Below are 21,515 nucleotides of genomic sequence, written 5' to 3' on the forward strand. Positions count from 1 at the left end.
ACGCGGGTGACAACGCAATGGCGCACGCGGCCGCAAGGGTCGCTTTTCGCCTTTCGGCCCGCGCGGCCGTCGGGCCGGGCGCGGCGTTGCCGGCCGTGCTCGTGCTCGGCCTGGCGGTCATGCTTCTGGCCGCCGCGCCGCTTCTGGCCCAGGAGCGGCCGGAATTCTTCCTCGATCTCGACACTGGCGGTCATCGCGCCTTCGTCAAGGATCTGGCGTTTACGCCCGACGGCGAATTGCTGGTCAGCGCGTCCGACGACAAGACCGTGCGGGTGTGGGACTGGCGCGCCGGCGTGACCGTGCGCACCATTCGCGGTCGAATCGGCGCGGGGCAGGACGGCAAGAACTTCGCCCTGGCGATCTCGCCCGACGGCGGCTCGCTGGCGGTGGCGGGCTGGTATGGCGATGGCACCGGCGCCGAGCCGCCTTTCGGCGATGTGCGCCTGTTCGACCTGCGCAGCGGCGCGCTGACGGCGGTTCTGTCCGGCCACGACTATGTCGTCTACGATCTCGATTTTTCCCCGGACGGCAAACGTCTGGCCGCCGGCGGGCAGGACGGGTTCGTCTATCTGTGGAAGGCTGGTGAGGCGGGCGACTGGCTGCCGGAAACACGTCTCGACGCCGATTCCTTCCGCATCGAAAAAATCGCCTTCGCCATGGGCGGCGCGCGGCTGGTCGCGGCGACGGCCGACAACGGCATCCGGCTGTGGGACATGGGCGATCTCTCCGAGATCGCGCTTGCGTCGACGCAGGCCGAGGCACTGCGCGACGTGCCGCTGCGCGCGCTTGCCGTCTCCCCCGATGGCGACAGCTTCGCCACCGGCAGCGATGCGGGCGACCTGCATCTATGGCGCGCGGCCGATGGCGGTCTGGAGCGCGCCCTGCCGCGGCGCGACTATCTGGTCGCCGCGCTTGCCTTTTCGCCCGACGGCGCCCGGCTGGTCGCGTCCTGCGGGTATCGTTGCGCCGGCCGCAACGGCCAGCAGGTGATCGCGCGCGCCGACGGCCGGACGCTGTTCGACTATCGCGGCCATGACGGCACCGTCTATGCCAGCGCCGCCTCAAAGACCCTCGGCCTGGTCGCCACCGCGGGCGGGTCGCGCCACGAAATCCACGTCTGGGACCCGCAAGGCGGGGAGGCCAGGGCGCGGCTCCTGGGTGTCGGCCGCCCGGTCACCGCGGTCGGCATCACCGGCGACGGCGGCGAGATCGCCTGGGGCAACGCCAACCCCTGTCCCGATCGCACCGCCTGTCCCGAACTGCAGGGCGACCTGACCGACCGGCTCCTCTTGCCGACCGGGGAGCGGTTCTTCGAGCGGCCGGCGCCGGCCGGCGCGGCGTTGTCGCGGTTTGCCCGCGCCGTGCACGAGGCCGGCGCCTGGCGGCTTTCCGCCAGTGCCGGCGGCGACGCCGGGCTTGCAAACGCCGTGCTCGACATCGAGCGCGCCGGCGCGGCGCTGCACGGGATCGAAAACGACGCCACCACCGGTTTCGCCCATGCCGCCTTCTCGTTGCTTGCCGACGGAACCGGGCTCGTCACCGGCGGCACGGACGGCACGCTGATCGACTACGCGCTTCAGACCGGCCGGTATCGCGGCGAGTTTCTGGACGGCCATACCGGCGAGATCCATGCCATCGCCGAGGCGGCCGAGGCCCAACTTCTCCTGACTGGCAGCGCCGACCAGACCGTGCGCCTGTGGAACCTGAAGACCCGTACGCTGATCGCCAGCATGTTCTTCGCCGAGGCGGAATGGATCATCTGGGTGCCGCAGGGTTATTATTATTCCTCGCCGGGCGGCGACGCCCTGGTCGGCTGGCACGTCAACCAGGGTCCCGACAGCGAGGCCCGCTTCGTCAGGGCGCGCCAGCTCAAGCAATATCTGTTCAGTCCCGAAATCGTGCGCCGCGCTATCGTGCTTGCCGATTCGGCCGCCGCCGTCAGGGAACTGCGCGGCACCGACGCCGAGCTCGACCGGCTGCTTGCGCGCAAGCCGCCGGAATTCCAGGTCCGCCTGGTCGACAACCAGGACGAGGCGCGCGAGGGTTTCGTGTCGATCGAAATCAGCGGCGCCGAGCGGGCCGGCACCAGCGTTGCCGATTTCGCGATCCTGTCGAATGCGCGCCGGGTCGCGTCCTTCGCCACCCGCTCGGCGGCGGGCGGCGGCGACGCCATCGTCGTGGAGGTTCCCGTCGAGGACGGCGACAACGAGATCGTCATCTCGGGCGTCAACGAATACGGCTATTTGACCGAACGTTCGGTCAAGGCGGTCGGCCGCAAGGCGCGAGGACGGGAGCGCGCCGGCACGCTCTACCTGCTGGCGATCGGGGTCGAGTCCTATCCGCTGCTGCCGACGGCCTGCGGCGGGCGCGCCTGCGACCTTGCCTATCCGGTCGACGATGCGGTCCAGTTCGCGCGCCTGGTCGCGCAAAAGGCCGCCCCGCTTTACGAGCGCATGAAGGCACAGATCTTCGTCAACCGGTCGGTGTTGGAGGAAAGCCCGGAGCTCGACGCCGCCCTTTCGGCCTTGCCCGCCGGCACCAGGGTGCTGGAGCCGGAAAGCGACACCATTCTCGACGAGATCGAGGATTTTCTCGATCAGGCCGGGCCGCAGGACACCACCATCGTGTTCGTGGCCGGTCACGGCATCAATATCGACGAGGATTATTATTTCATCCCCACCGACGGCCGCAAGCGCGACGACCGCTGGCGCCGCAGCTCGCTGGTCGACTGGGAGACGATCCAGCGCGGCGTCGAGCGGGCCAAGGGGCGCCGTTTCATGCTGCTCGACACCTGCCACGCGGCCAATGCGTTCAACCCGCGTCTGGAAAAGGACGCCGAGGACGCGCGCATCATCGTGTTTTCGGCGACCGCGGCCAACAACACCGCCGCCGAGCTGCCCGAACTCGGCCATGGCGTCTTCACCCATTCGCTGCTCGCCGGCCTGAAGGGCGGCGCCGACCCGACCGGCGAGGGCGTGCGGCTTCTGGCGCTGGCCGACTATATCGACCGGGAAGTACGCCGGCTCACCAATGCCCGCCAGGTGCCGGAATATTATATCGCCAAGATCGACAATTTCGTCGTGGCCAAGCCGTGAGTGCCGCCGTTCGCCGGCTCGCCGTGGGGCGCGCGACGGCGCTTTTGCGCGGCGTCCTGACCTTGCTTGCCGTCCTGCTCGCCGCGCTGCTGTCGCCGGCAGCCTATGCCGCAGGCGAAGATTGCGGCGGCGACGGCCCGGCCTTCGCCTCGCTCTACCAGCGCGACGACCTCTTCCGGCGCGCGCTTGCCGATGCCGAAAACGCGCCCGTCTCCCCTCGCCGGCTGAGCGGCGTCACGGTTCCGCACCATCTCCTGGCCGGCCATTTGATTGCCGAGGGCATCAAGGCGGCGTCGGGCCAGCGCTACAAGCGCGTGGTCGTGCTCTTCCCCGACCATTTCCGGCAAACCGACACGATGTTTGCGACCACCCGGCGCGATTTCGACACGGTTTTCGGCCGGCTCTCCGTCGACGGCGAGGCGGTTGCCGGTCTGCTTGCGCGGGGCGGCGAGGTGATCGACGCGCGCTCGTGCCTGTTTGGCCGCGACCATGGCCTGCAGGCGATCCTGCCCTTCCTCAGCCGTTTCCTGCCCGGTGTGCGCGTGGTGCCGGTCGCGGTCTCGATCGCAAGCCGCCGCCAGGACTGGGAGCGTCTCGCCGCCGCCCTCGGTCCGCTCGCCGACGCCGACACGCTGATCGTCCAGTCGACCGATTTTTCGCATTATCTGCCGCACCATGCCGCGCGCGCCCACGATCAGCAGACGCTCGCGCTGCTCGCCGCCGGCACGTTCGACCAGATCGCGCGGCTGCGCCAGCCGGAACATGTCGATTCGCTCGGCGCGCTTTATGTCCAGCTCAAATTGCAGCGCGAGGTCTACGGCGCGGTGACGCTGGTCGCGGCCAACGAAAACTCGCAGCAATACGATCCGCTGCCGACGCACGAGACCACCAGTTACATGGTGGTGCTGTTCGGCCCCATGCCGATGGACGAACCCGCCCCCGCCCGGCGCGGCGCGCGGCATCTTTATCTCGGCGGCGATACCAGTTTCGGCCGCGCGATGATGAAGGCGCTGCTTGACGAGCGTGCGAGCGCGCGCCTGGAGACGGAAATCCTGCAGCGTACCGAGGGTCGGCCGCTGGTCGTCAATCTGGAGGGCGTCGTCCTGCCCAACCTGCCGGAGGGGCTTGGCCACATGACGCTCGCCATGCCGCAGGATCTGACGCTTGCCTGGCTGAAGCGCCTGAACGTCGCGGCGGTAAGCCTGGCCAACAATCACGCGCTCGATCTGGGCGAGACCGGGCTTGCCGAAACGAGAGGCGCGCTCGAAGCCGCCGGCATCGTCGCCCTCGGCCAGGGTGAATTGACCGCGATCGAAGGCGTCGAGCTGGTGGCGTTGACCGATCTCGACGTCAACGGCTCCTACCGCAACGACCTGATCACGCCCGACATGCTCGCCCGGCTGTCGGGCCGGCCGGCCGAGCGGCCGTTGATCGCGCTGGTTCATTGGGGCCGCGAATATGCGACCGATCCCGGCGCGCGGGAGCGTTATCTCGCCGAAGAGCTGTCGCGGCGCGGGGTCGCCGGCCTGTTCGGAGGCCATTCGCACGTCGCCAGCCCTGCCATGCAGGCGCTGGCCGGCGGCGACACGCTGCAGCTTTATTCGCTCGGCAATTTCCTGTTCGACCAGGGTGCGGACAAGGCATCCGGTGCGCTCGTCGAACTCACCGTCTTCGACCAGGGCACGGTCTTTGCCCGGCTGATGCCGTTGCCAAACCTGTTCGAGCTTGCGCGCACGCAGGCCCGGGCTCAGCAGGACGGCAGATCGTCGTCCGACAGGTAGCAGGCCGGCGTTTGCACCGTCGGCATGTAATCGACGAGGCGCGGCCGGAAATAAAACAGCGACACCGGCTTGCTGCGCCGCACGCTGCCGTCGGCAAAACGCGCCACGGCGCGGAACTGGTGCAGCGACGACATCGCGGCCGACATTTTTAGCCGCGCGGTGTAGCTGCGCAGATTGCGGTTGCCGCGCATGGGAATGTCGATGGCGTAGTTCTGCCGTTCGACGGGCAGCTCGACGTCGATATAACGCAAGGCTTCGGGCGAGCCGCCGAAGCCGTCGCCGCATTCGGCCGTGCTTTCCTCCATCTCGATGACGGCCAGCGACACGTCCGCCGAAAACGCCTCTTCGGCCCGCTGCCGATTGCCGCGATCGTCCGACCAGTCGTAGCTGACGGTCCCGACGGCCCGCGTCGACAGGAACCGGTCGCCCCACACCACGTCGGTCAGCTCGCCGAAATCGACCGCATTGAACACCTGGCTTTTGCACACGGCCAGGCTGTCGATCGATGGGCAGGAAAAGCGCTTGGTTTCCAGTGCCTCCACGTCGACCCCGGCCTCGGCCAGCATGGCGCGCAGCGATACGTCCACCCCTTCGTCGAAATCGGCGATCGCGCCGGTGAATTCCCGCGTCGTCTTTTGCGGCGGCGGGTTTTCCGCGTAGCTTTTTTGTTCGGTGAAGCGCACCGAGATCGTGGCGTTTTCGGCCCGGCCCCAGCCATGGTTGACGAAGGAGAAGCTCGGCCGGAAGCCGACGCAGCCGCGATGGCTCTGGATCGTCAGCATCGGCTTGCGATAGGCGAGGCTGTCGGCCACCTCCAGCGCGATCGTGTCGACGCGCACGCGCGACTTGTCGGTGGTGGCCAGTTCGGCCTCCACGAAGACCGGCGCATCGTCCCAGTCGACGACGGTAAACGAATGGCCGAACTCGGAGATTTCGCCGGTCCCGTTCCAGGCGTCGTTCATGTCCTGCGCTTCGGGATAGATGGCGATATCGTCGTCGCGCATCAGGTGGACATAACGTGCCTCGGAGCGCTGGTTCATGCGTTCGTCGACCGTGATCGCGAACTCGGTGCGCGCCGCCGCGTCCTGGCCGGTCTGCACCTTGATCAGGCCGCCGGCTCCCGCGTCGGCGACCATGTCCGGGCGCTCGCCGATTTCGCGACCGTGTTGCCAGCGTGACGTATAGCTGGTGCCGCCGGGCAGGGTGGTGCGGCCCTCGCCATGGCGCTTGCCGTCGACGAACGGCCCCTGGTAGATTTCGCCGTTCACCAGAAGCAGACGCCCGCGGCCGTTGCGCACGCCGGAGCGGAATTCGCCCTCGTAGCGGTTGCCCCGTTCGTCGACATGCATGCCGTGCCCGTCGAGCGCGCCGTTCGACCAGTCGCCTTCGAAACGTTCGCCGCTGCGATAGACCAGCCGTCCCCGGCCGTGCGGCCGGCCCCCGGCCATCATGCCCTGATAGGTGGCAAACACCGCCGCGGGATCGTAGCTGGCTGCGCCGCGCACCCGCCACACGAGCTTGCCGCGCCCGTTTATGGCGCCGTCCTCGCCCAGGGCGACATCGGTGCCGGCGGCGGGGTGCCAGAGAAAATCGAGATTCTTTTGCGGATGGACATCCCAGGCCCGGACGGTTCGCCGAAACACCGTGCCGGCGTCGGTGTCGAAAAAGACCTGTGCCCGCTCGCTCCAGCGCCCCTGCTGCGCCCCGGCCACCGCCGGCGGGGCGGTGCACAGGACGGCCACAAAGGCGGCAAGCCCCGCCATCCGCAAACGGATCATGAAACGCTCCCCCGATACGCCGTGTCGCGGCCTATTAAAGACCGCTGCGGATATCGGAGGCAACCGGCTTGTGCGTCGAGCGGCCCGGCGGCGGGCGAAAGAAAACGGCGGCCGCTCTGGTGCGGCCGCCGCCTTGGAAGGACGCCTTGCGCAGAAGCGCTATTCCTGGGCGATGCTGCGCACCCAGTTGAAATAGGGGCCGTTCAGCCTCAGGGCGATGTTTTCCTTTTCGGTCTCGGCAATGTTGACGCCGACGATGTAGCGCTCCTGCGTCTTGCCGTCATAGTGGTAGACAGCACTACCGCTCGAGCCCGGATAGGTATCGCACAGATAGGAGAAATTGTTCTGTGTCGCCGTACCCGGATCGACGTCGCAGCTGGCCTGCCACATCGTGCTTTGCGGCTTGTCGCCCGGATAGCCGATAATGTTGGCGGTGAACGGATAGGGCGGATCGTAGGTGGCGTAGCCGAGCCAGCCGATTTCCTCGCCGGCCGGTTTGTCGAGGATCAGAATGCCCAGATCCCACGGCACGACCGAGCCGTACACGCCCTGATAATTGGTGATGTAGCCTTCCAGGATATAGGCGTCGACGAAGCTGTAGCGCCCGTAGGGCGCATCGTTCTGGCCGTTCAGGCCGGGAAAGAACTCGTATCTGGCGAGCCAGCCGCCGGCATCGTGGTTGTACAGGCAGTGCGCGGCCGTCAAGACGGCCCGCTTGCCGATCAGCGTGCCGGTGCAGATGCCCCAGTCGCCGTCCTTGGTCTGCGACCAGATCTGGCCGATCACGTTGAACGGATATTTCTTCGTCTCGGTGATCTGCACGCGGTCGTCTTCGCCGATCACCTGGCGCGACGCTTCGTCGAGCACGGGATCGTCCGCCGGTTCGCGGGCGTCGCCCGCATCCGCGCCGTCGCCGTTGACGAGACCGCGAATGATCTCCTTCAGCTCCTCACTCGGCGGGGTGACCTTGCCGTCGCCGGAGCGCGAGCGCGTCGAGAACGCCTTTTGCAGCTCCTCCTCCGTCGGCATGGAGAAGTCGCGGCTGGCCTCGTCCGTCTTGATGCGCGGCGGTTTCAGGTCGACGATGCTGCGGCTGGAAAGATCCGGCATCTCGTCCAGCGCGCCGCGGGCGGATTCGCCGCTGCCCTGGCCGCCGGAGACGCTGTCGGCAAAGGCGGTGGCCGGTAGACCCGCCGACACCAGGAAGGTTCCGGCAAGAATTGCGATAAGGTTCTTTGTCATGTTGAGTAAGCTCCCAAGCCCAATGAGAAATCGAACACAACAGACAAAAAATGTCTATATCGTGGTCGGCGCGCCGCGCTCGGCAGGCTGCCGGTCTCGGGCGTTCCGTATCCGCCGGGCGGCGATGGCGCGAGTTCGTGTCGCCGCAATATTTCCCCGATCGGGCCAAGAAATCGCTTTTGTTTGGCCCGGCCCGCGCATTAAAAGTGGTCGGGCTTGGAAGAAATTTGCCGGCCGCGCGCCGGATCGTCTCGGGAGATAACCATGAAGCGCGACAAGGGATTTTTCGCTTTCGCAGCGGCCACGGTGCTGAGCCTGGCCGCATTGTCGTCGGCGGGGCCGGCTTTGGCACAGGACGGCGCGCGGGCGGGCGCGAAAGCCGAAACCTCGCCGCTCGGCCGGGTGCCGGAACTGCGCAAGGCCCAGCGCGAAAGCGGCGAGGATTCGCGGGTGATCGGCGGCACCGCAGCCGAAAAGGACGCCTATCCGTTCCAGGTCGCGTTGCTGAGCAGCGGCCTGCTCGACCCCGACCCGTTGACCCAGCTCGACGCCCAGTTCTGCGGCGGCAGCCTGATCGCGCCTGAGTGGGTTTTGACCGCGGCGCACTGCCTGTTCCAGTTCGGCGAGCTCGTCAAACCCGACAGCGTCACCGCTCTGGTCGGCGCGACCGATCTGGCTGAGGGCGAGCGCATCGAGGTGGCCGAGATCATCGCCCATGAAAATTACGACCCACAGGCCTTCGACAATGATGTCGGCTTGATCCGCTTGGCGCGGCCGGCGACCCAGGCGCCGATCCGCATGACGCGCGAGGATCTGGAAACCGGCGCGGCGCGGGTGATCGGCTGGGGCAAGATGGAAAATGGCGGCTTTCCCGATACGCTGATGCAGGCCGACGTCGAGTTGTTTTCCAACGATGCCTGCAATGCCGGCATCAAGGACATCTACGCGCGCGACCTGAGGCTCGTCTTGAGCGATTACGGTCGGCGCATGCGCATTTCCCAGGACGGCATCGAGCGGGCGACCTCGCTGATCGCCGAAACCATGGCCGATCCGCTGACCGGCAACATGATCTGCGCCGGTGTGCCGAGCGGCGCCCGCGACGCCTGCAACGGCGACAGCGGCGGCCCGCTTTTCACCACCGGCGATGACGGTCCGGTCCAGGTCGGCATCGTGAGCTGGGGCGAAGGCCCGCTGAGCTCCAACATCGCCTGCGGTCACGAAAACGCCTATGGCGTCTACACCCGCCTGTCGGAGTTCCGCGATTGGGTGGCACAGAAGACGGGCGCGCAGTAGGAGCCGTCCGGCGGTCTTGTCACGACCCCCCCGGGCCGCCGGTTCGGGGGTTTTGCCTGTCCGGCGCCGGCGCATTGCTGCGCCCGCACGGCGCGGAACCGGCGAAAAATTTGCATGCAAGGCCAGACATGCTATGGCGCTGCCGGCCGGGCCTCCCTAAATCGGGGGGCATGCCGTCACACCAGCAGCATCGCACGACGTTTGTCAGCAGGATCAATTGCGGGACGAAATGAAGGCCGATTTTTACGAGACCCTCGGAGTGAGCAAGGAGGCCAACGAAAAGGACCTCAAGGCGGCCTTTCGCAAGCTGGCCATGCAGTGCCATCCCGACCGCAATCCGGACGACAGCGAGGCCGAGCGGCGCTTCAAGGAGATCAACGAGGCCTATGAGGTCCTGAAGGATCCGCAAAAGCGCGCCGCCTACGACCGTTTCGGCCATGCCGCCTTCGAAAATGGCGGCGCCGGCGGCGGGCCCGGTTTCGGCGGCTTTGGCGGCGGCGGCGGCTTCTCGGATATTTTCGAGGACATTTTCGGCGAGATGATGGGCGGACGTCAGCGGCGTTCGTCCGGCGGCCGCGATCGCGGCGCCGATCTGCGCTACAATATGGAAATCTCGCTCGAGGAGGCCTTCGGCGGCAAGACGGCCCAGATCCACGTGCCGTCCTCGGTGGCCTGCGACGACTGTTCGGGCACCGGCGCCGAGCCCGGAACCCAGCCCGTCACCTGCACCATGTGCTCGGGATCGGGCCGGGTGCGTGCCGCGCAGGGCTTCTTTTCCATCGAACGCACCTGCCCGACCTGCCAGGGCCGCGGCCAGACCATCGCCGATCCCTGCAAGAAATGCTCGGGCCAGGGCCGCGTGGTGGAAGAGCGCTCGCTGTCGGTCAACATCCCCGCCGGCATCGAGGACGGAACCCGCATCCGGCTTGCCGGAGAGGGCGAGGCCGGCCTGCGTGGCGGCCCGTCCGGCGATCTCTATATTTTCCTGTCGGTGACGCCGCACGAATTTTTCCAGCGCGACGGCGAAAACCTCTATTGCAGCGTGCCGATCTCGATGACGACGGCCGCGCTCGGCGGGGCTTTCGAGGTCACCACGCTCGACGGGTCGCAGGCCCGGGTCAAGGTCACCGAAGGCACCCAGAACGGCCGCCGCTTCCGCCTGCGCGGCAAGGGCATGCCGGTGCTGCGTCAGCCCGCCATGGGCGATCTCATCATCCAGGTCTCGGTGGAGACACCGCAGAACCTGAACAAGAAACAGCGCGAGCTGCTGGAGGAGTTCGAAAAACTTTCCTCCAAGGACAACAGTCCGCAGTCGAGCGGCTTTTTTGCGCGCATGAAGGATTTCTTCGAATCCTTCAGCGATTAGGCGTCAGCCAGGCGGTCCTTCGCCCGAATTTGAGGCACGGTTTCGACTACGGTCTCGGTTTATTGTAGTCTAGTGATGGCTGGGGCGCGGCCGATGTGCCCGGGAATTGGAGAGATGATGCGCGGCACAGACAAGCGCAGGGCGCTGACGGAACGGTTCGACGAGGAAATCCGCTTTTTCAAGGGCTGGATCGACAAGCCGAAGGCCGTGGGATCGGTGGTCCCCACCAGTTCCGTCACCGCGCGCAAGATGGCGTCCGTGATCGATCTCGGTTCCGGGCTGCCGGTTCTCGAACTCGGCGCCGGTACCGGCGTCATCACCAAGGCGATCATCGATCACGGCGTCAAGCCGCAGGATCTGTTCTCGGTCGAATACGCTGCCGATTTCGTCGAGCATCTGCGCACGCGCTTTCCCGCCGTCAACATCCTGCATGGTGACGCCTTCGATCTCGACACCGTGCTGTCGCCCTATCCGGGAATGATGTTCGACGCGGTCGTCTCCGGCGTTCCTCTTTTGAATTTCCCTGTCCAACAGCGCATAGACTTTGTCGAGCAGGTGCTGGACAGGGTTCCCGAGGGCCGGCCGATGGTGCAAATCACCTATGGTCCGCTGTCGCCGGTGCCGCCGCGCCGCGGCAACTACACGGTGAAGCATCTGGATTTCATCGTTCGCAACCTGCCGCCGGCGCAATTGTGGCTCTACCGGCGTCCGTTGAAGGCATGAGGCGGGCCTGCGGCAATCGAGCCGTAGACAGTTTCCGCCGACCGGTTTAGCGTTGTCGCGATGCCAAGCTTCCTGCGCATGCTCGCCCTTCTCCTGCTCGCCGCCTTCGTGGCGGGCAGTGTCGCGAATGCGGCCGCGACGACCGGCATGTCCGTCGGCATGTCGATGGCCGGTATCGACGACATGGCGGCCGATTGCTGCGTCGACGTGGAGGGCGCCGCCATGGATTGCGATCAGGCCTGCGGCCAGCCGCTGACGGCCCTTCCCGCGCTGCGGGCCGCGCTCTGGGATGGCCCGACCGTCGAGCCTGCTTTGCCGCGCGCGCGGGCGATCGCCGGCCGTTCTGGTCCACCCGAACAACAGCCCCCGCAATAAATATCCCGATCTGACGGGCCGGACCTGGTCCGACCCCGCCGACGCGACCGTTCACGGCGTTGTGCCGCCGGTGGCCGAGGCGCATTGGCGGCCGTTTCGCCGCCATGTCCGCGATCTCATTCACGTTTCGGGATGACAACCATGTCCATCTTCCTTCCGCCGACGCTGACGCGTCGAAACCTGCTCGCCGGCGTGGCGGGAACCGCCGCGGCGACGCTCCTGCCGGTCCGGCACGGCCTGGCCGGGGCGCCGGTCGTTCGCGACCTTGCCTTGCGCGCCGCCCCGGGCCGATCGGCGCTGCTGCCCGCCCCCCGTGGTCGAACGCCGGTATGGAGCTATAACGATGCCGTTCCCGGTCCGGAAATCCGCGTGCGGCAGGGTGAGCGCCTGCGCATTGCGGTCGAAAACGGCCTCGATGAGGAAACCACGGTCCATTGGCATGGCGTGCGCACGCCCAACGCCATGGACGGCGTTCCCCATCTGACCCAGCCGCCGATCGCGCCGGGCGAAACCTTCCGCTATGAGTTCGACGCCGTCGATGCCGGAACCTTCTGGTACCATCCCCATCAGCGCAGTTTCGAACAGGTGGGGCGGGGTCTCTACGGTCCCTTGATCGTCGAAGAGGCCGAACCGCTGCGCGTCGACCGCGACGTCACCTGGGTTCTCGACGACTGGCGCCTTGGCGAGGACGCGGCGATTGCCGGCGATTTCGGCGGCCGGCACGACATGATGCATGCCGGGCGGATCGGCAACGTCGTCACCATCAACGGCCGCGTGGCAACCGGTTTCGCGGTCCGCAGGGGCGAGCGCATCAGGCTGCGGCTGATCAATGCCGCCAACGCCAGGATTTTCGCGCTCGATTTCGCCGACCACGCGCCGCTCGTCGTCGCGCTGGACGGCCAGCCGGTGACGCCGCATCGGCCCGCGGGCGGACGCGTCGTGCTCGGCCCGGCCATGCGCGCCGACCTCGTGCTCGACTGCACCGGCCGGGTCGACAGCCGCGCCATGGTCGTCGACCGCTTCTATGAGGGGTTGGAATACGGCCTGGTCGAACTCGCCTACGGTGCCGAGCCGTTGCGCGACGCCCCGCCCGATTGGCCGCTCGAGCTCGCCGCCAATCCGCTCGCCGAGCCCGATATCGGCGCCGCCACCCGTCATCAGGTGCTCTTCACCGGCGGCATGATGGGCCGCATGGTGATGGACGAGATGGCCGGCAGTCTGGGGCGCGATGCGTCCGGCGGTGGCATGATGGGGCGGATGCGCTCGATGATGGGCATGATGCATGGCGACGGCATCTGGCTGATCAACGGCATGGCGGCAAAGGGGCCCGTGCTCGAGCCGATGCTGACGCTAAAGCGCGGCCGCAGCCATGTCCTGGCGATGACCAACGCTACCGCCTGGCCCCATCCTATCCACCTGCACGGACATTCCTTCCGCGTCGTCTCCCGCAACGGCGACCCCACGCCCTATCGGGAATGGCAGGACACGGTGCTGATGGCGCCGCGCGAGACGGTGGAGATCGCCCTGGTGGCCGACAACCCCGGCGACTGGATGTTCCATTGCCACATTCTCGAACACCAGATGTCGGGAATGATGGGCGTCATTCGCGTCGCCTGATGCCGGATCCAGCCGAAAGGAGACGCAAGAATGCGCAGATCGATCCACGCCTTGGCGGCGACCGCCGTGATTATCGGCGTGGCGGCCTCACGGTGACCGCGGAAGCGACCCGTGAGATCGGTCTTGCCGGCAACGGTCAACCCTACAATCTGTCGACGACCGGAACCTATGCAGTCAGCGGCCATGTGCCGGCCGGGGTGGTCGGACGACTGCTCGGCGAACGTCCCGACATCCAGGCCTTGACCCTGCCCGGCATGCCGCGGGGTTCTTCCGGGCATGGGCGGTGCCGGCGAAGCGTCGACAATCGCAATGGCAAAGGAGTGAAACGATGATGAACGGTCGGGACTATATGTGGGACGGCATGGGCGGAATGGCGATGTGGGGCATGGGCCTGGTGTGGCTTCTGGTCATCGTGGTGCTCGTGCTGGGAGCCGCCGCGCTGGTGAAATATCTTTTTTCCACCAGCGGTAAATGACGGGGCTGCGGGCCGGCGCGCCGCGTCGGCCCGCAGGTCGGGCGGTCAGCCGCCGGCATGTCGTGAAGGTCGGGCGCTCGATCCCGCTTCCGGAACGCCATGCTGTTTGGGCATCGAGGCCATGGGGCCGGTGCCGGGTTTGGATTATCCGGCGCCCCGGTTCATGCGGCGTTTCGAACGCCTACGTCGCGCGGCCGGCCCGCGCCAGCCCGTGCGCCACCAGCCGGTCCAGTATCTCGGGATAGCTCACGCCGCTCGCCGCCATCGCCTTGGAATACATGCTGATGTCGGTGAAGCCCGGAATCGTGTTGAGTTCGTTGACCAACAAGCGCTCGTCTGCGGTCAGGAAAAAATCCACCCGTGCCATGCCGTCGCAGCCGACGGCGCGGAAGGCCCTGGCCGCCATCGCGCGCAGCTCCCCTTCGACCGCCTCCGGCAGTGTCGCCGGCACGGTCAGCGTCGCGCCGTCTTCGTCGACATATTTGGCCTCGTAGCTGTAGAAACCGTGACTTTGCGCCGTCGCGATCTCGCCGGGCCGCGAGACGAACAGGCTGCCGTCTTCGTCCTCCAGCACGCTGCACTCGATCTCGCGGCCGTCGATGAACTCTTCGGCAAGCAGCTTGCGGTCGTTGTCGAAGCCCTCGGCGAGCGCGGCCTGGTAGTCTCCCTCGCTCGCCACCTTGCTCACCCCGACCGAGGATCCTTGGCGTGCCGGCTTGACGAAGAACGGAAGCCCGACGGCGCGCCTGAGGGCGTCGAATGACGGGACGTCATTGGCCGTGATCGTGATCGACCGTGCCGTCGGCAGCCCGGCCTCGGCGAGCAGGCGCTTGGCGATGTCCTTGTCGAGTGCCACCGCGGAGCCCAGAATATCGCAGCCGGCGAGCGGCACCCGCGCCACCGCCGCGAGCCCCTGCACCGCGCCGTCCTCGCCATGAAGCCCGTGCAGCACCGGAAAAATCATGTCGATCTTGGGCAGGGCGAAGGGCGCGCCCTCGGCCGGGATCGCCAGCATCTCTCCTTCCCCGCCCGGCACCGGGCAAATCTGCGTGCCGCGCGAGGGCCGCGCCAGCGCCCCGTTCTCGTAGCTGCTGAGCAGCCACCGCCCCGCGCGGGTGATGAAGATCGGCACCGCCTCGTAGCGGGCCGGCGCCAGCGCGCGCATCACATTGGTCGCCGAAAGCACCGACACCTCGTGCTCGGCGGAACGGCCGCCGAACAAAACGGCGAGACGCAGTCTGTTTGCGAAGGGGGCCATGAAACGCTCCGGGAATGACCTGTGTTGACCGGCTTGGCGACCCGACTGCGATAGCGCGGCCGCCGCCCGGCCGAAAGACCTTTTCGGCAAGGACGTTTGCAGCCCGCGGGACGGTTTCGTGCACGCGCGGGTCGAATCCGGATCGCCGCGGGTCGCGGTGGCCGGTGCCGGGGGTGCCTCGCGTGGGCGGGCCGGGATGCCGCGCGTCTGACCCGATTTCGGTCGTCCACGGCGGCCGCGCGCATAAAGCGCTTCCCCGCCGCTCGCCCGAGGGCTTCGGCCAGTCCGAGGGAGAAAAGGCGGCCGCGCGTCCGTGGCGGAAAGGGCGGCGACCCAACGCGTTTCCAGGCGAAGTGGAAGCCGGTTCGCCGTTCGCAAACGCGTCAAGACAACAAGGTGGAGCCGGTCTGCCAATCCGTGAAAAGCAGAGCGGCTCTAGGCCGCCTGGGCCAGGCCCTCGCTCCCCATCCGATACGAGATCGCCTCCGCCAGATGGATGCGGCCGACCGCGTCCTTGCCGTCGAGGTCGGCCAGGGTGCGCGCGACCTTTAAGACGCGGTGATAGGCGCGCGCCGAAAAGCCGAGCTTTTCGCTCGCGTCGCGCAACAGCGCCGCACCGGCCTCGTCCGGCCGCGCGATCTCCTCCACAAGCCGGGTCGAGCACAGGGCGTTGGTGGCGACATCCTTCGCGCCGAGGCGGGCGAACCGGTCGCGCTGGATCGCGCGCGCGGCCGCGACACGGGCGGCCACGGCCTGGCTCGCCTCGCCGTCGCGAATGTGGAAAAGCTCTTGCGGCGACACCGCCGGCACCTCGATCCGCAGATCGATCCGGTCGAGGAGCGGGCCGGAAATCCGGGCCTGGTAGTCGCTGCGGCAGCGCGGCCCGCGTGCGCAGCGATAGCCCGGCTCGCCGGCGCGCCCGCACCGGCACGGATTCATCGCCGCCACGAGTTGGGCCCGCGCGGGATAGCAGACATGGCTGTTGGCGCGCGCGATCACCGCCTCGCCCGATTCGATCGGCTGGCGCAGCGAGTCCAGCACGGCCGGGGTGAATTCGGGCAGTTCGTCCAGGAAAAGCACGCCATTATGCGCTAGCGACACCTCGCCCGGGCGCACCCGCAGGCCGCCGCCGACCATCGCCGCCATCGAGGCGGAATGGTGCGGCGCCCGGAACGGCCGGCGATCCGACAGCCGCCCCTCGGCCAGTTCGCCGGCGATCGACTGGATCATCGAAACCTCCAGCAATTCGCGCGGCGCCAGCGGCGGCAGGATCGAGGGCAGGCGCTGCGCCAGCATCGACTTGCCGGCACCGGGCGGACCGCACATCAAAAGATGATGGCCGCCGGCCGCGGCGACCTCGAGCGCGCGTTTTGCCGTCTCCTGGCCCTTGATGTCGGCGAGGTCCGGCAGCGTCCCGCAGGCGGAGCGGATTTCGGCGACCGGGCGGGACAGGACCTGCGTCCCGCGGAAATGATTGGCGATCGCGATCAGGCTGCGCGGCGCCAGGATCTCCATCTCGCCGTCGGCCCACGCGGCTTCCGCGCCGGCGGCGTGGGGGCAGATCAGCCCCTTGCCGAGGCCGTTGGCGCCGATCGCGGCCGGCAACGCCCCGTGCACGTGGGTGATCGTGCCATCGAGCGACAATTCGCCGAGCACGACGAACCCTTCCAGCGCGTCGGCCGGCACCGCGCCGAGGGCGGCCATCAGCCCGAGCGCGATCGGCAGGTCGTAATGGCTGCCCTCCTTCGGCAGGTCGGCGGGCGCCAGATTGACCGTCACCCGCTTGGGCGGCATCGACAGGCCGGAGGCATGAAGCGCGGCCTGCACCCGCTCCCGGCTCTCGGCCACCGCCTTGTCGGGCAGGCCGACGATCTGCATGTTGATCTTGCCCGGCGCGATCATCACCTGAACGTCGACCGGAACCGCCTCGATGCCCTGGAAGGCGACGGTGCTGACCCGCGCTACCATCTCCGCTTCTCCCCGACCACGGGAGCGCCGTGCAACCGGTGCGTTCGCCCGCACGCGCCCTCGGGTCGAATTAAGCACAGATAGGCGTAAGTCTCAAGAACATTACAAGAACAATCTAGCGTTTAACGTGCATATTGGTTGCATGGGATTGCATTGCCGTGAACGGAACGGCAACGCCGCCGCTCAGGTCCGCCGTGCCTCGACCGCGTCCCAGAACAGGGCCGCGATGTCGGCGCCGCCGAATTTCTTGACCTCGCGCACGCCGGTCGGCGAGGTGACGTTGATTTCCGTCAGCAGGCCGCCGATCACGTCGATGCCGACGAGGATGAAGCCGCGTTCCTTCAGCGCCGGTCCGATCCGCGCGCAGATCTCGCGCTCGCGCTCGCTCAGCTCGGCATGTTCGGCCCGGCCGCCGACATGCATGTTGGAGCGCGAATCGTGTTCGGCCGGCACCCGGTTGATGGCGCCGACTGGTTCGCCGTCGATCAGGATGATGCGCTTGTCGCCGTCGCGCACCGCCTTCAGGTAGCGCTGGACGATATAGGGTTCGCGAAACATCTGGCCGAACATTTCCAGCAGCGCGGCGAGGTTCCGGTCGGCTTCGTGCAGATGGAAGATGCCGGCGCCGCCATTGCCGTAGAGCGGTTTGACGATGATGTCGCCATAGTCGCGCCGGAACGCGGCGACCTCGCGCGGATCCTTGGTGATCAGCGTTTCCGGCATCAGGTCGGCGAATTCGGTGACGAAGATCTTTTCCGGGCTGTTGCGCACCCAGGCCGGATCGTTGACCACCAGGGTGGCGGGATGGATACGCTCCAGAATATGGGTGGTGGTGATGTAGTTCATGTCGAACGGCGGATCCTGGCGCAGGAGCACCACGTCGACATCGGAAAGGTCGAGGCGCTGCGGTTCGCCGAGCGCGAAATGGTCGCCGGCGACGTCGCGCACCGTCATCGTCTCGGCCCAGGCGAACACCGTGCCGTCGCGCATCGACAGACTGTCGGGCGTGTAGTGGAAAAGCTGGTGGCCGCGCCGCTGCGCCTCCAGCGCCAGGGCGAAGCTCGTATCCCCCGCGATGGTGACGGTGGAAACGTGGTCCATCTGGATGGCGATTTTCAAGGACATCGACAACTCCGCGTCTGGGCCCCGAGGCGACAAGGGGGTGAAGCCATCTATCCAATTCCGGCGCGAAAGCCAATCCGCCGCCCGCGGCCGGCCGGCCCGGTGCTCGCCGTCAGGTTGGAGCAGGCGATACGCTTCCTAAACGGTTTTACGCAAGAATACGCTCAATCAGACAGGTCTAAAGCTAGAAAATTCCATGAACGGGCCGATGCCAGGCATCAACGAAAACAGGGACGGCGGCGATTTGGCATATACCGATCCCCTGACCGGGCTCGGCAACAACCGGCGCTTCGTCACCAAGATCCGGCGCCTGATCTGCGAACGCGCCGACGATCCGGCGCCGTTCGCGATCGGCATCATCGATCTCGACGGGTTCAAGCCGATCAACGACCTGTTCGGACGCGCCGCCGGCGACGAAATCCTCATGCAGGTGGCGTTGCGGCTGCATGCGGCCATGGACCGGCATTCCACCATCACCCGCATCGGGGCCGACGAATTCGCCTTTCTGTTCCCGATGACCTTCAGCGAGGTCGCGGTCTGCGAGCAGGCGCGCATGCTGATCGAGATCCTGTCGGCGCCCTACGATCTGGGCGAACGCAGCGCGCGGCTTTCGGCCTCCGTCGGCTGCGCGCTTTATTATGTCGGCAGCGAAAGCGCGGAGGACATGGTCCGCAAGGCCGAAACCGCGCTCTACCACGCCAAGCGCAACGGCCGCGGCGGCGTGGTCGTCTACACCCAGGAGATGGAGGACGCGGCCAAGCGCGACACACGCATCGAGCAGGCGCTCCGGCGGGCGGTTTCGGCCGAGGAGGTGGAGCCCTATTTCCAGCCGATCGTCGATCTGGCGACGCGGCGGATCATCGGCTTCGAAGCGCTCGCGCGCTGGACCGATCGCGATCTGGGTTCGGTGTCGCCGGGCGTCTTCATCCCCATCGCCGAGGAACGCGGCATTATCGGCGCGCTGTCGCAGTTGCTGTTGCGCAAGGCGAGCCGCGCCGCCCTGGACTGGCCCGCCGAGCTTTTCCTCTCCTTCAACCTGTCGCCGTCGCAACTGGTCGACCAGAACACCGCCGACCACATCCTGACCACGCTGTCCCGCGCCTCGTTCGACCCGCGCCGGCTGGAGGTGGAGATCACCGAAACCGGCATGATGAGTGATCCCGTCTCGGCCGAAAAGATCGTCCAGGACCTGCGCGCGGAGGGGGTGCGCATTTCGCTGGACGATTTCGGCACCGGGCAGTCGAGCCTCGGCCGGTTGCGCGAATTCCATTTCGACAAGCTGAAGATCGATCAGGCCTTCGTCGCCTCGATCCTCGACGATCGCGCGTCCGAGCACATCATCCGGGCGATTCTGGCAATGTGCGAGGGGCTCGATATCGAAGTGGTGGCCGAAGGCATCGAAACCGAGCAACAGGCTGCCCGCCTGGTTGAGTTCGGCTGCCGCGGCGGGCAGGGATACCTGTTCGGCAAACCCGCCGGCGCCGCCGCCACGATGCGCCAACTGGCCGGTTTCGCCAGGCTGCCGGCCGCGTCCTGATCCCGGTTTCAGCGCGCGCGTCCCAAACGCGCCTTCCCCTCGCGCGGCTTGGCCGATTGTGCGACCCGGCCGGTCCGCCGGTCCTGCCGGGCCGGCGGCGGGGCTTGCCAGGTGGAGCGCGATTGCCGAAAGTCTGCCGCTCGGACCGCAGGAGAGGAAAACAAGCGACCATGACCGATGCGACCTTTCCGGATCTGCGCGATACTGCCGTCGTCATTACCGGCGGCGGAACGGGGATCGGCGCTTGCCTGACGGAGGGCTTCGCGCGCCAGGGCGCGCGGGTCGCCTTCCTCGATATCGCCGAAGCCGAAAGCCTGGCCCTGTGCGCGCGCCTGGAGAAGGACACCGGCAAGCGGCCGCTTTTTCTGTCGGCCGATCTGCGCGATGTCGCGGCGTTGCGCGCCGCCGTGGCCGAGGCCGCCGACGCGCATGGGCCGGCCGGGGTCCTCGTCAACAATGCCGCGCGCGACGACCGCCACGCGGTCGAGGACGTGACGCCGGAATTCTGGGACGCCAACCAGGCGGTCAATCTCCGGCCGCACTTCTTCGCCATTCAGGCCGTCGTCCCGGCGATGAAGGCGGCAGGGCGCGGCGCGATCGTCAATTTCTCCTCAACCTCCTACATGATCAACGGTGGCGGCTTCGCCTCCTACACCGCCGCCAAGGCCGGCGTGGTCGGGCTGACGAAGGGGCTGGCCGGCGAGCTCGGCCCGTTCGGCATCCGCGTCAACGCGATCGCGCCGGGATGGGTGATGACCAAACGCCAGCGCGATCTGTGGGTGACGGAAGCCGGCCTCAAGGCCCATATCGACCGGCAATGCCTGAAGCGGGAGATCGCGCCGGCCGACATGGTCGGGCCGTGCCTGTTCCTCGCCTCCTCGGCCGCGCGCATGGTGACCGCCCAAACGCTGATCGTCGATGCGGGCTCGCTCTAGGGGCCGACCCCGGAGCGATTTTGCAGGCCGACGCGGAACCGAAAGGGCCGAGCGATGACCGACGAAGTTTCGATCCTGTGCGACATCGCCTGCGAACTCGGCGAGGGGCCGTCCTACGATCCTCAAACCAACCGGCTGTTCTGGTTCGACATCACCGGCAAAAGACTGCTGGAAAGATCGTTTCCCGACGGCGACACCGTGGTGCACGCCCTGCCCTTCATGGCGAGCGCCATCGCCGTGATCGACACCGGCCGCCAGCTTGTCGCAGCCGAAAACGGCCTGCATGTGCGCGATGCCGCGACCGGGGCGCTGACGCTCCTGCAGCCGATCGAGGCCGACAATGCGCTGACCCGGGCCAACGATTCCAGGGTGCATCCGTGCGGCGCGTTCTGGATCGGCACCATGGCCAAGGACGAAAGCCGCGACCGGGGCGCGATCTACTGGTTTTTCCGCGGCGAACTGCGCCCGCTCTACCGGCCCTTGTCGATCCCCAATTCGATCTGTTTTTCGCCCGATGGGCGCACCGCCTATTTCACCGACACGCCGCGCGGCCTGCTCTACCGCGTCGACTGCGATCCCCAAACCGGCCTGCCGGTGGGCGAGCCGGCCGTCTTCGTCGACTGGCGCGGCCGCGACGGCTTCATCGACGGGTCCGTGGTCGACGCCGATGGCGTGCTGTGGAACGCGCGTTGGGCCGGCGGGGCCGTGGATGCCTGGTCGCCGGACGGTCGCCGGCTGCGCACGATCGCCGTTCCCGCTGCGCAGGCGACCTGCCCGGCCTTTGCCGGCCCCGACGCGTCGCGGCTCGTCGTCACCTCGGCCTGGAAGGGCAGGAGCGAGCGCCAGCGCAAGGCCGAGCCCGATGCCGGCAAGACCTTCCTGATCGACAGGCCGGTGCGCGGCCGTTTCGAACCCAGGGTGAAGATCGCCTGATCCGGCCGGCGGGCGCG

Annotated in this window: 17 protein-coding genes; 12 read left to right on the forward strand and 5 right to left on the reverse strand. The window is 67.4% G+C overall.

The features are described 5' to 3' along the window. The first annotated feature begins 17 nt into the window (after window positions 1-17). Together EP380_RS17620 and amrB are read left to right on the forward strand one after the other, a co-directional pair. On the forward strand, window positions 18-3,095 hold the full coding sequence (locus EP380_RS17620; protein WP_127599705.1) for a caspase family protein: 3,078 nt from the start codon (window positions 18-20) through the stop codon (window positions 3,093-3,095). After that, window positions 3,092-4,876 carry an AmmeMemoRadiSam system protein B gene (gene amrB, locus EP380_RS23615; RefSeq protein WP_164749905.1) on the forward strand — a complete coding sequence of 595 codons (1,785 nt, stop codon included), beginning with the start codon at window positions 3,092-3,094 and terminating at the stop codon, window positions 4,874-4,876. The genes EP380_RS17620 and amrB overlap by 4 nt, the downstream gene beginning before the upstream one ends. On the opposite strand, the gene EP380_RS17640 is transcribed toward amrB, so the two are convergent. Together EP380_RS17640 and EP380_RS17645 are read right to left on the reverse strand one after the other, a co-directional pair. Then, a complete protein-coding gene (locus EP380_RS17640; protein ID WP_127599707.1) occupies window positions 4,843-6,654 on the reverse strand; it encodes an MORN repeat-containing protein in 1,812 nt (603 codons plus the stop codon). The two genes, amrB and EP380_RS17640, sit on opposite strands and share 34 nt — an antisense overlap. A gap of 159 nt (window positions 6,655-6,813) precedes the next feature. Next, a complete protein-coding gene (locus EP380_RS17645) occupies window positions 6,814-7,896 on the reverse strand; it encodes a trypsin-like serine peptidase (RefSeq protein ID WP_106570465.1) in 1,083 nt (360 codons plus the stop codon). Between the two features lie 264 nt (window positions 7,897-8,160). On the opposite strand from EP380_RS17645, the gene EP380_RS17650 reads away from it, so the two are divergent. The 7 genes from EP380_RS17650 to EP380_RS23620 all read left to right on the forward strand — a co-directional run bounded on the left by EP380_RS17650 (window position 8,161) and on the right by EP380_RS23620 (window position 13,745). Further along, on the forward strand, window positions 8,161-9,189 hold the full coding sequence (locus EP380_RS17650; protein WP_127599709.1) for a S1 family serine peptidase: 1,029 nt from the start codon (window positions 8,161-8,163) through the stop codon (window positions 9,187-9,189). A 229-nt stretch (window positions 9,190-9,418) separates the two neighbouring features. Next, window positions 9,419-10,555, forward strand: a complete 1,137-nt coding sequence (gene dnaJ, locus EP380_RS17655) for a molecular chaperone DnaJ (protein ID WP_106570467.1) — start codon at window positions 9,419-9,421, stop codon at window positions 10,553-10,555. 114 nt (window positions 10,556-10,669) lie between these two features. Continuing rightward, complete coding sequence (gene pmtA / locus EP380_RS17660; RefSeq protein WP_106570468.1) at window positions 10,670-11,278, forward strand: phospholipid N-methyltransferase PmtA; 609 nt, start codon at window positions 10,670-10,672, stop codon at window positions 11,276-11,278. Between the two features lie 78 nt (window positions 11,279-11,356). Next, complete coding sequence (locus EP380_RS17665) at window positions 11,357-11,653, forward strand: hypothetical protein (protein ID WP_106570469.1); 297 nt, start codon at window positions 11,357-11,359, stop codon at window positions 11,651-11,653. Between the two features lie 141 nt (window positions 11,654-11,794). After that, entirely contained in the window at window positions 11,795-13,270 is a 1,476-nt protein-coding gene (locus EP380_RS17670; protein ID WP_127599711.1) for a multicopper oxidase family protein, read from the forward strand. Beyond that, window positions 13,270-13,602, forward strand: coding sequence for a DUF411 domain-containing protein (locus tag EP380_RS17675; RefSeq protein ID WP_127599713.1), 333 nt, complete (start codon window positions 13,270-13,272; stop codon window positions 13,600-13,602). Before EP380_RS17670 ends, EP380_RS17675 begins: the two co-directional genes overlap by 1 nt. Beyond that, the gene (locus EP380_RS23620; protein ID WP_164749906.1) at window positions 13,599-13,745 is read left to right on the forward strand and encodes a hypothetical protein; all 147 of its coding nucleotides are present in this window, start codon (window positions 13,599-13,601) and stop codon (window positions 13,743-13,745) included. The genes EP380_RS17675 and EP380_RS23620 overlap by 4 nt, the downstream gene beginning before the upstream one ends. A 181-nt stretch (window positions 13,746-13,926) precedes the next feature. On the opposite strand, the gene EP380_RS17680 is transcribed toward EP380_RS23620, so the two are convergent. The 3 genes from EP380_RS17680 to gshB form a co-directional block, all read right to left on the reverse strand. Continuing rightward, window positions 13,927-15,003 (reverse strand): D-alanine--D-alanine ligase family protein, encoded by a 1,077-nt coding sequence (locus tag EP380_RS17680; RefSeq protein WP_127599716.1) that lies wholly within the window; start codon window positions 15,001-15,003, stop codon window positions 13,927-13,929. 435 nt (window positions 15,004-15,438) lie between these two features. Then, window positions 15,439-16,971 (reverse strand): YifB family Mg chelatase-like AAA ATPase, encoded by a 1,533-nt coding sequence (locus tag EP380_RS17685; protein ID WP_106570473.1) that lies wholly within the window; start codon window positions 16,969-16,971, stop codon window positions 15,439-15,441. 183 nt (window positions 16,972-17,154) lie between these two features. Then, a complete protein-coding gene (gene gshB, locus EP380_RS17690; RefSeq protein ID WP_127599718.1) occupies window positions 17,155-18,096 on the reverse strand; it encodes a glutathione synthase in 942 nt (313 codons plus the stop codon). Between the two features lie 193 nt (window positions 18,097-18,289). Between gshB and EP380_RS17695 the strand changes: the two genes are divergently transcribed. The 3 genes from EP380_RS17695 (at window position 18,290) to EP380_RS17705 (ending at window position 21,498) form a co-directional block, all read left to right on the forward strand. Continuing rightward, window positions 18,290-19,630: a putative bifunctional diguanylate cyclase/phosphodiesterase gene (locus tag EP380_RS17695; protein ID WP_106573032.1), complete on the forward strand. Its 1,341-nt coding sequence runs from the start codon at window positions 18,290-18,292 to the stop codon at window positions 19,628-19,630. A gap of 170 nt (window positions 19,631-19,800) precedes the next feature. Further along, complete coding sequence (locus tag EP380_RS17700) at window positions 19,801-20,565, forward strand: SDR family NAD(P)-dependent oxidoreductase (protein ID WP_127599720.1); 765 nt, start codon at window positions 19,801-19,803, stop codon at window positions 20,563-20,565. 54 nt (window positions 20,566-20,619) lie between these two features. Beyond that, on the forward strand, window positions 20,620-21,498 hold the full coding sequence (locus tag EP380_RS17705) for an SMP-30/gluconolactonase/LRE family protein (RefSeq protein WP_127599722.1): 879 nt from the start codon (window positions 20,620-20,622) through the stop codon (window positions 21,496-21,498). Window positions 21,499-21,515: the final 17 nt, after the last annotated feature.

It is taken from the genome of Nitratireductor alexandrii, from assembly GCF_004000215.1.
GTDB lineage: Bacteria > Pseudomonadota > Alphaproteobacteria > Rhizobiales > Rhizobiaceae > Mangrovimarina > Mangrovimarina alexandrii.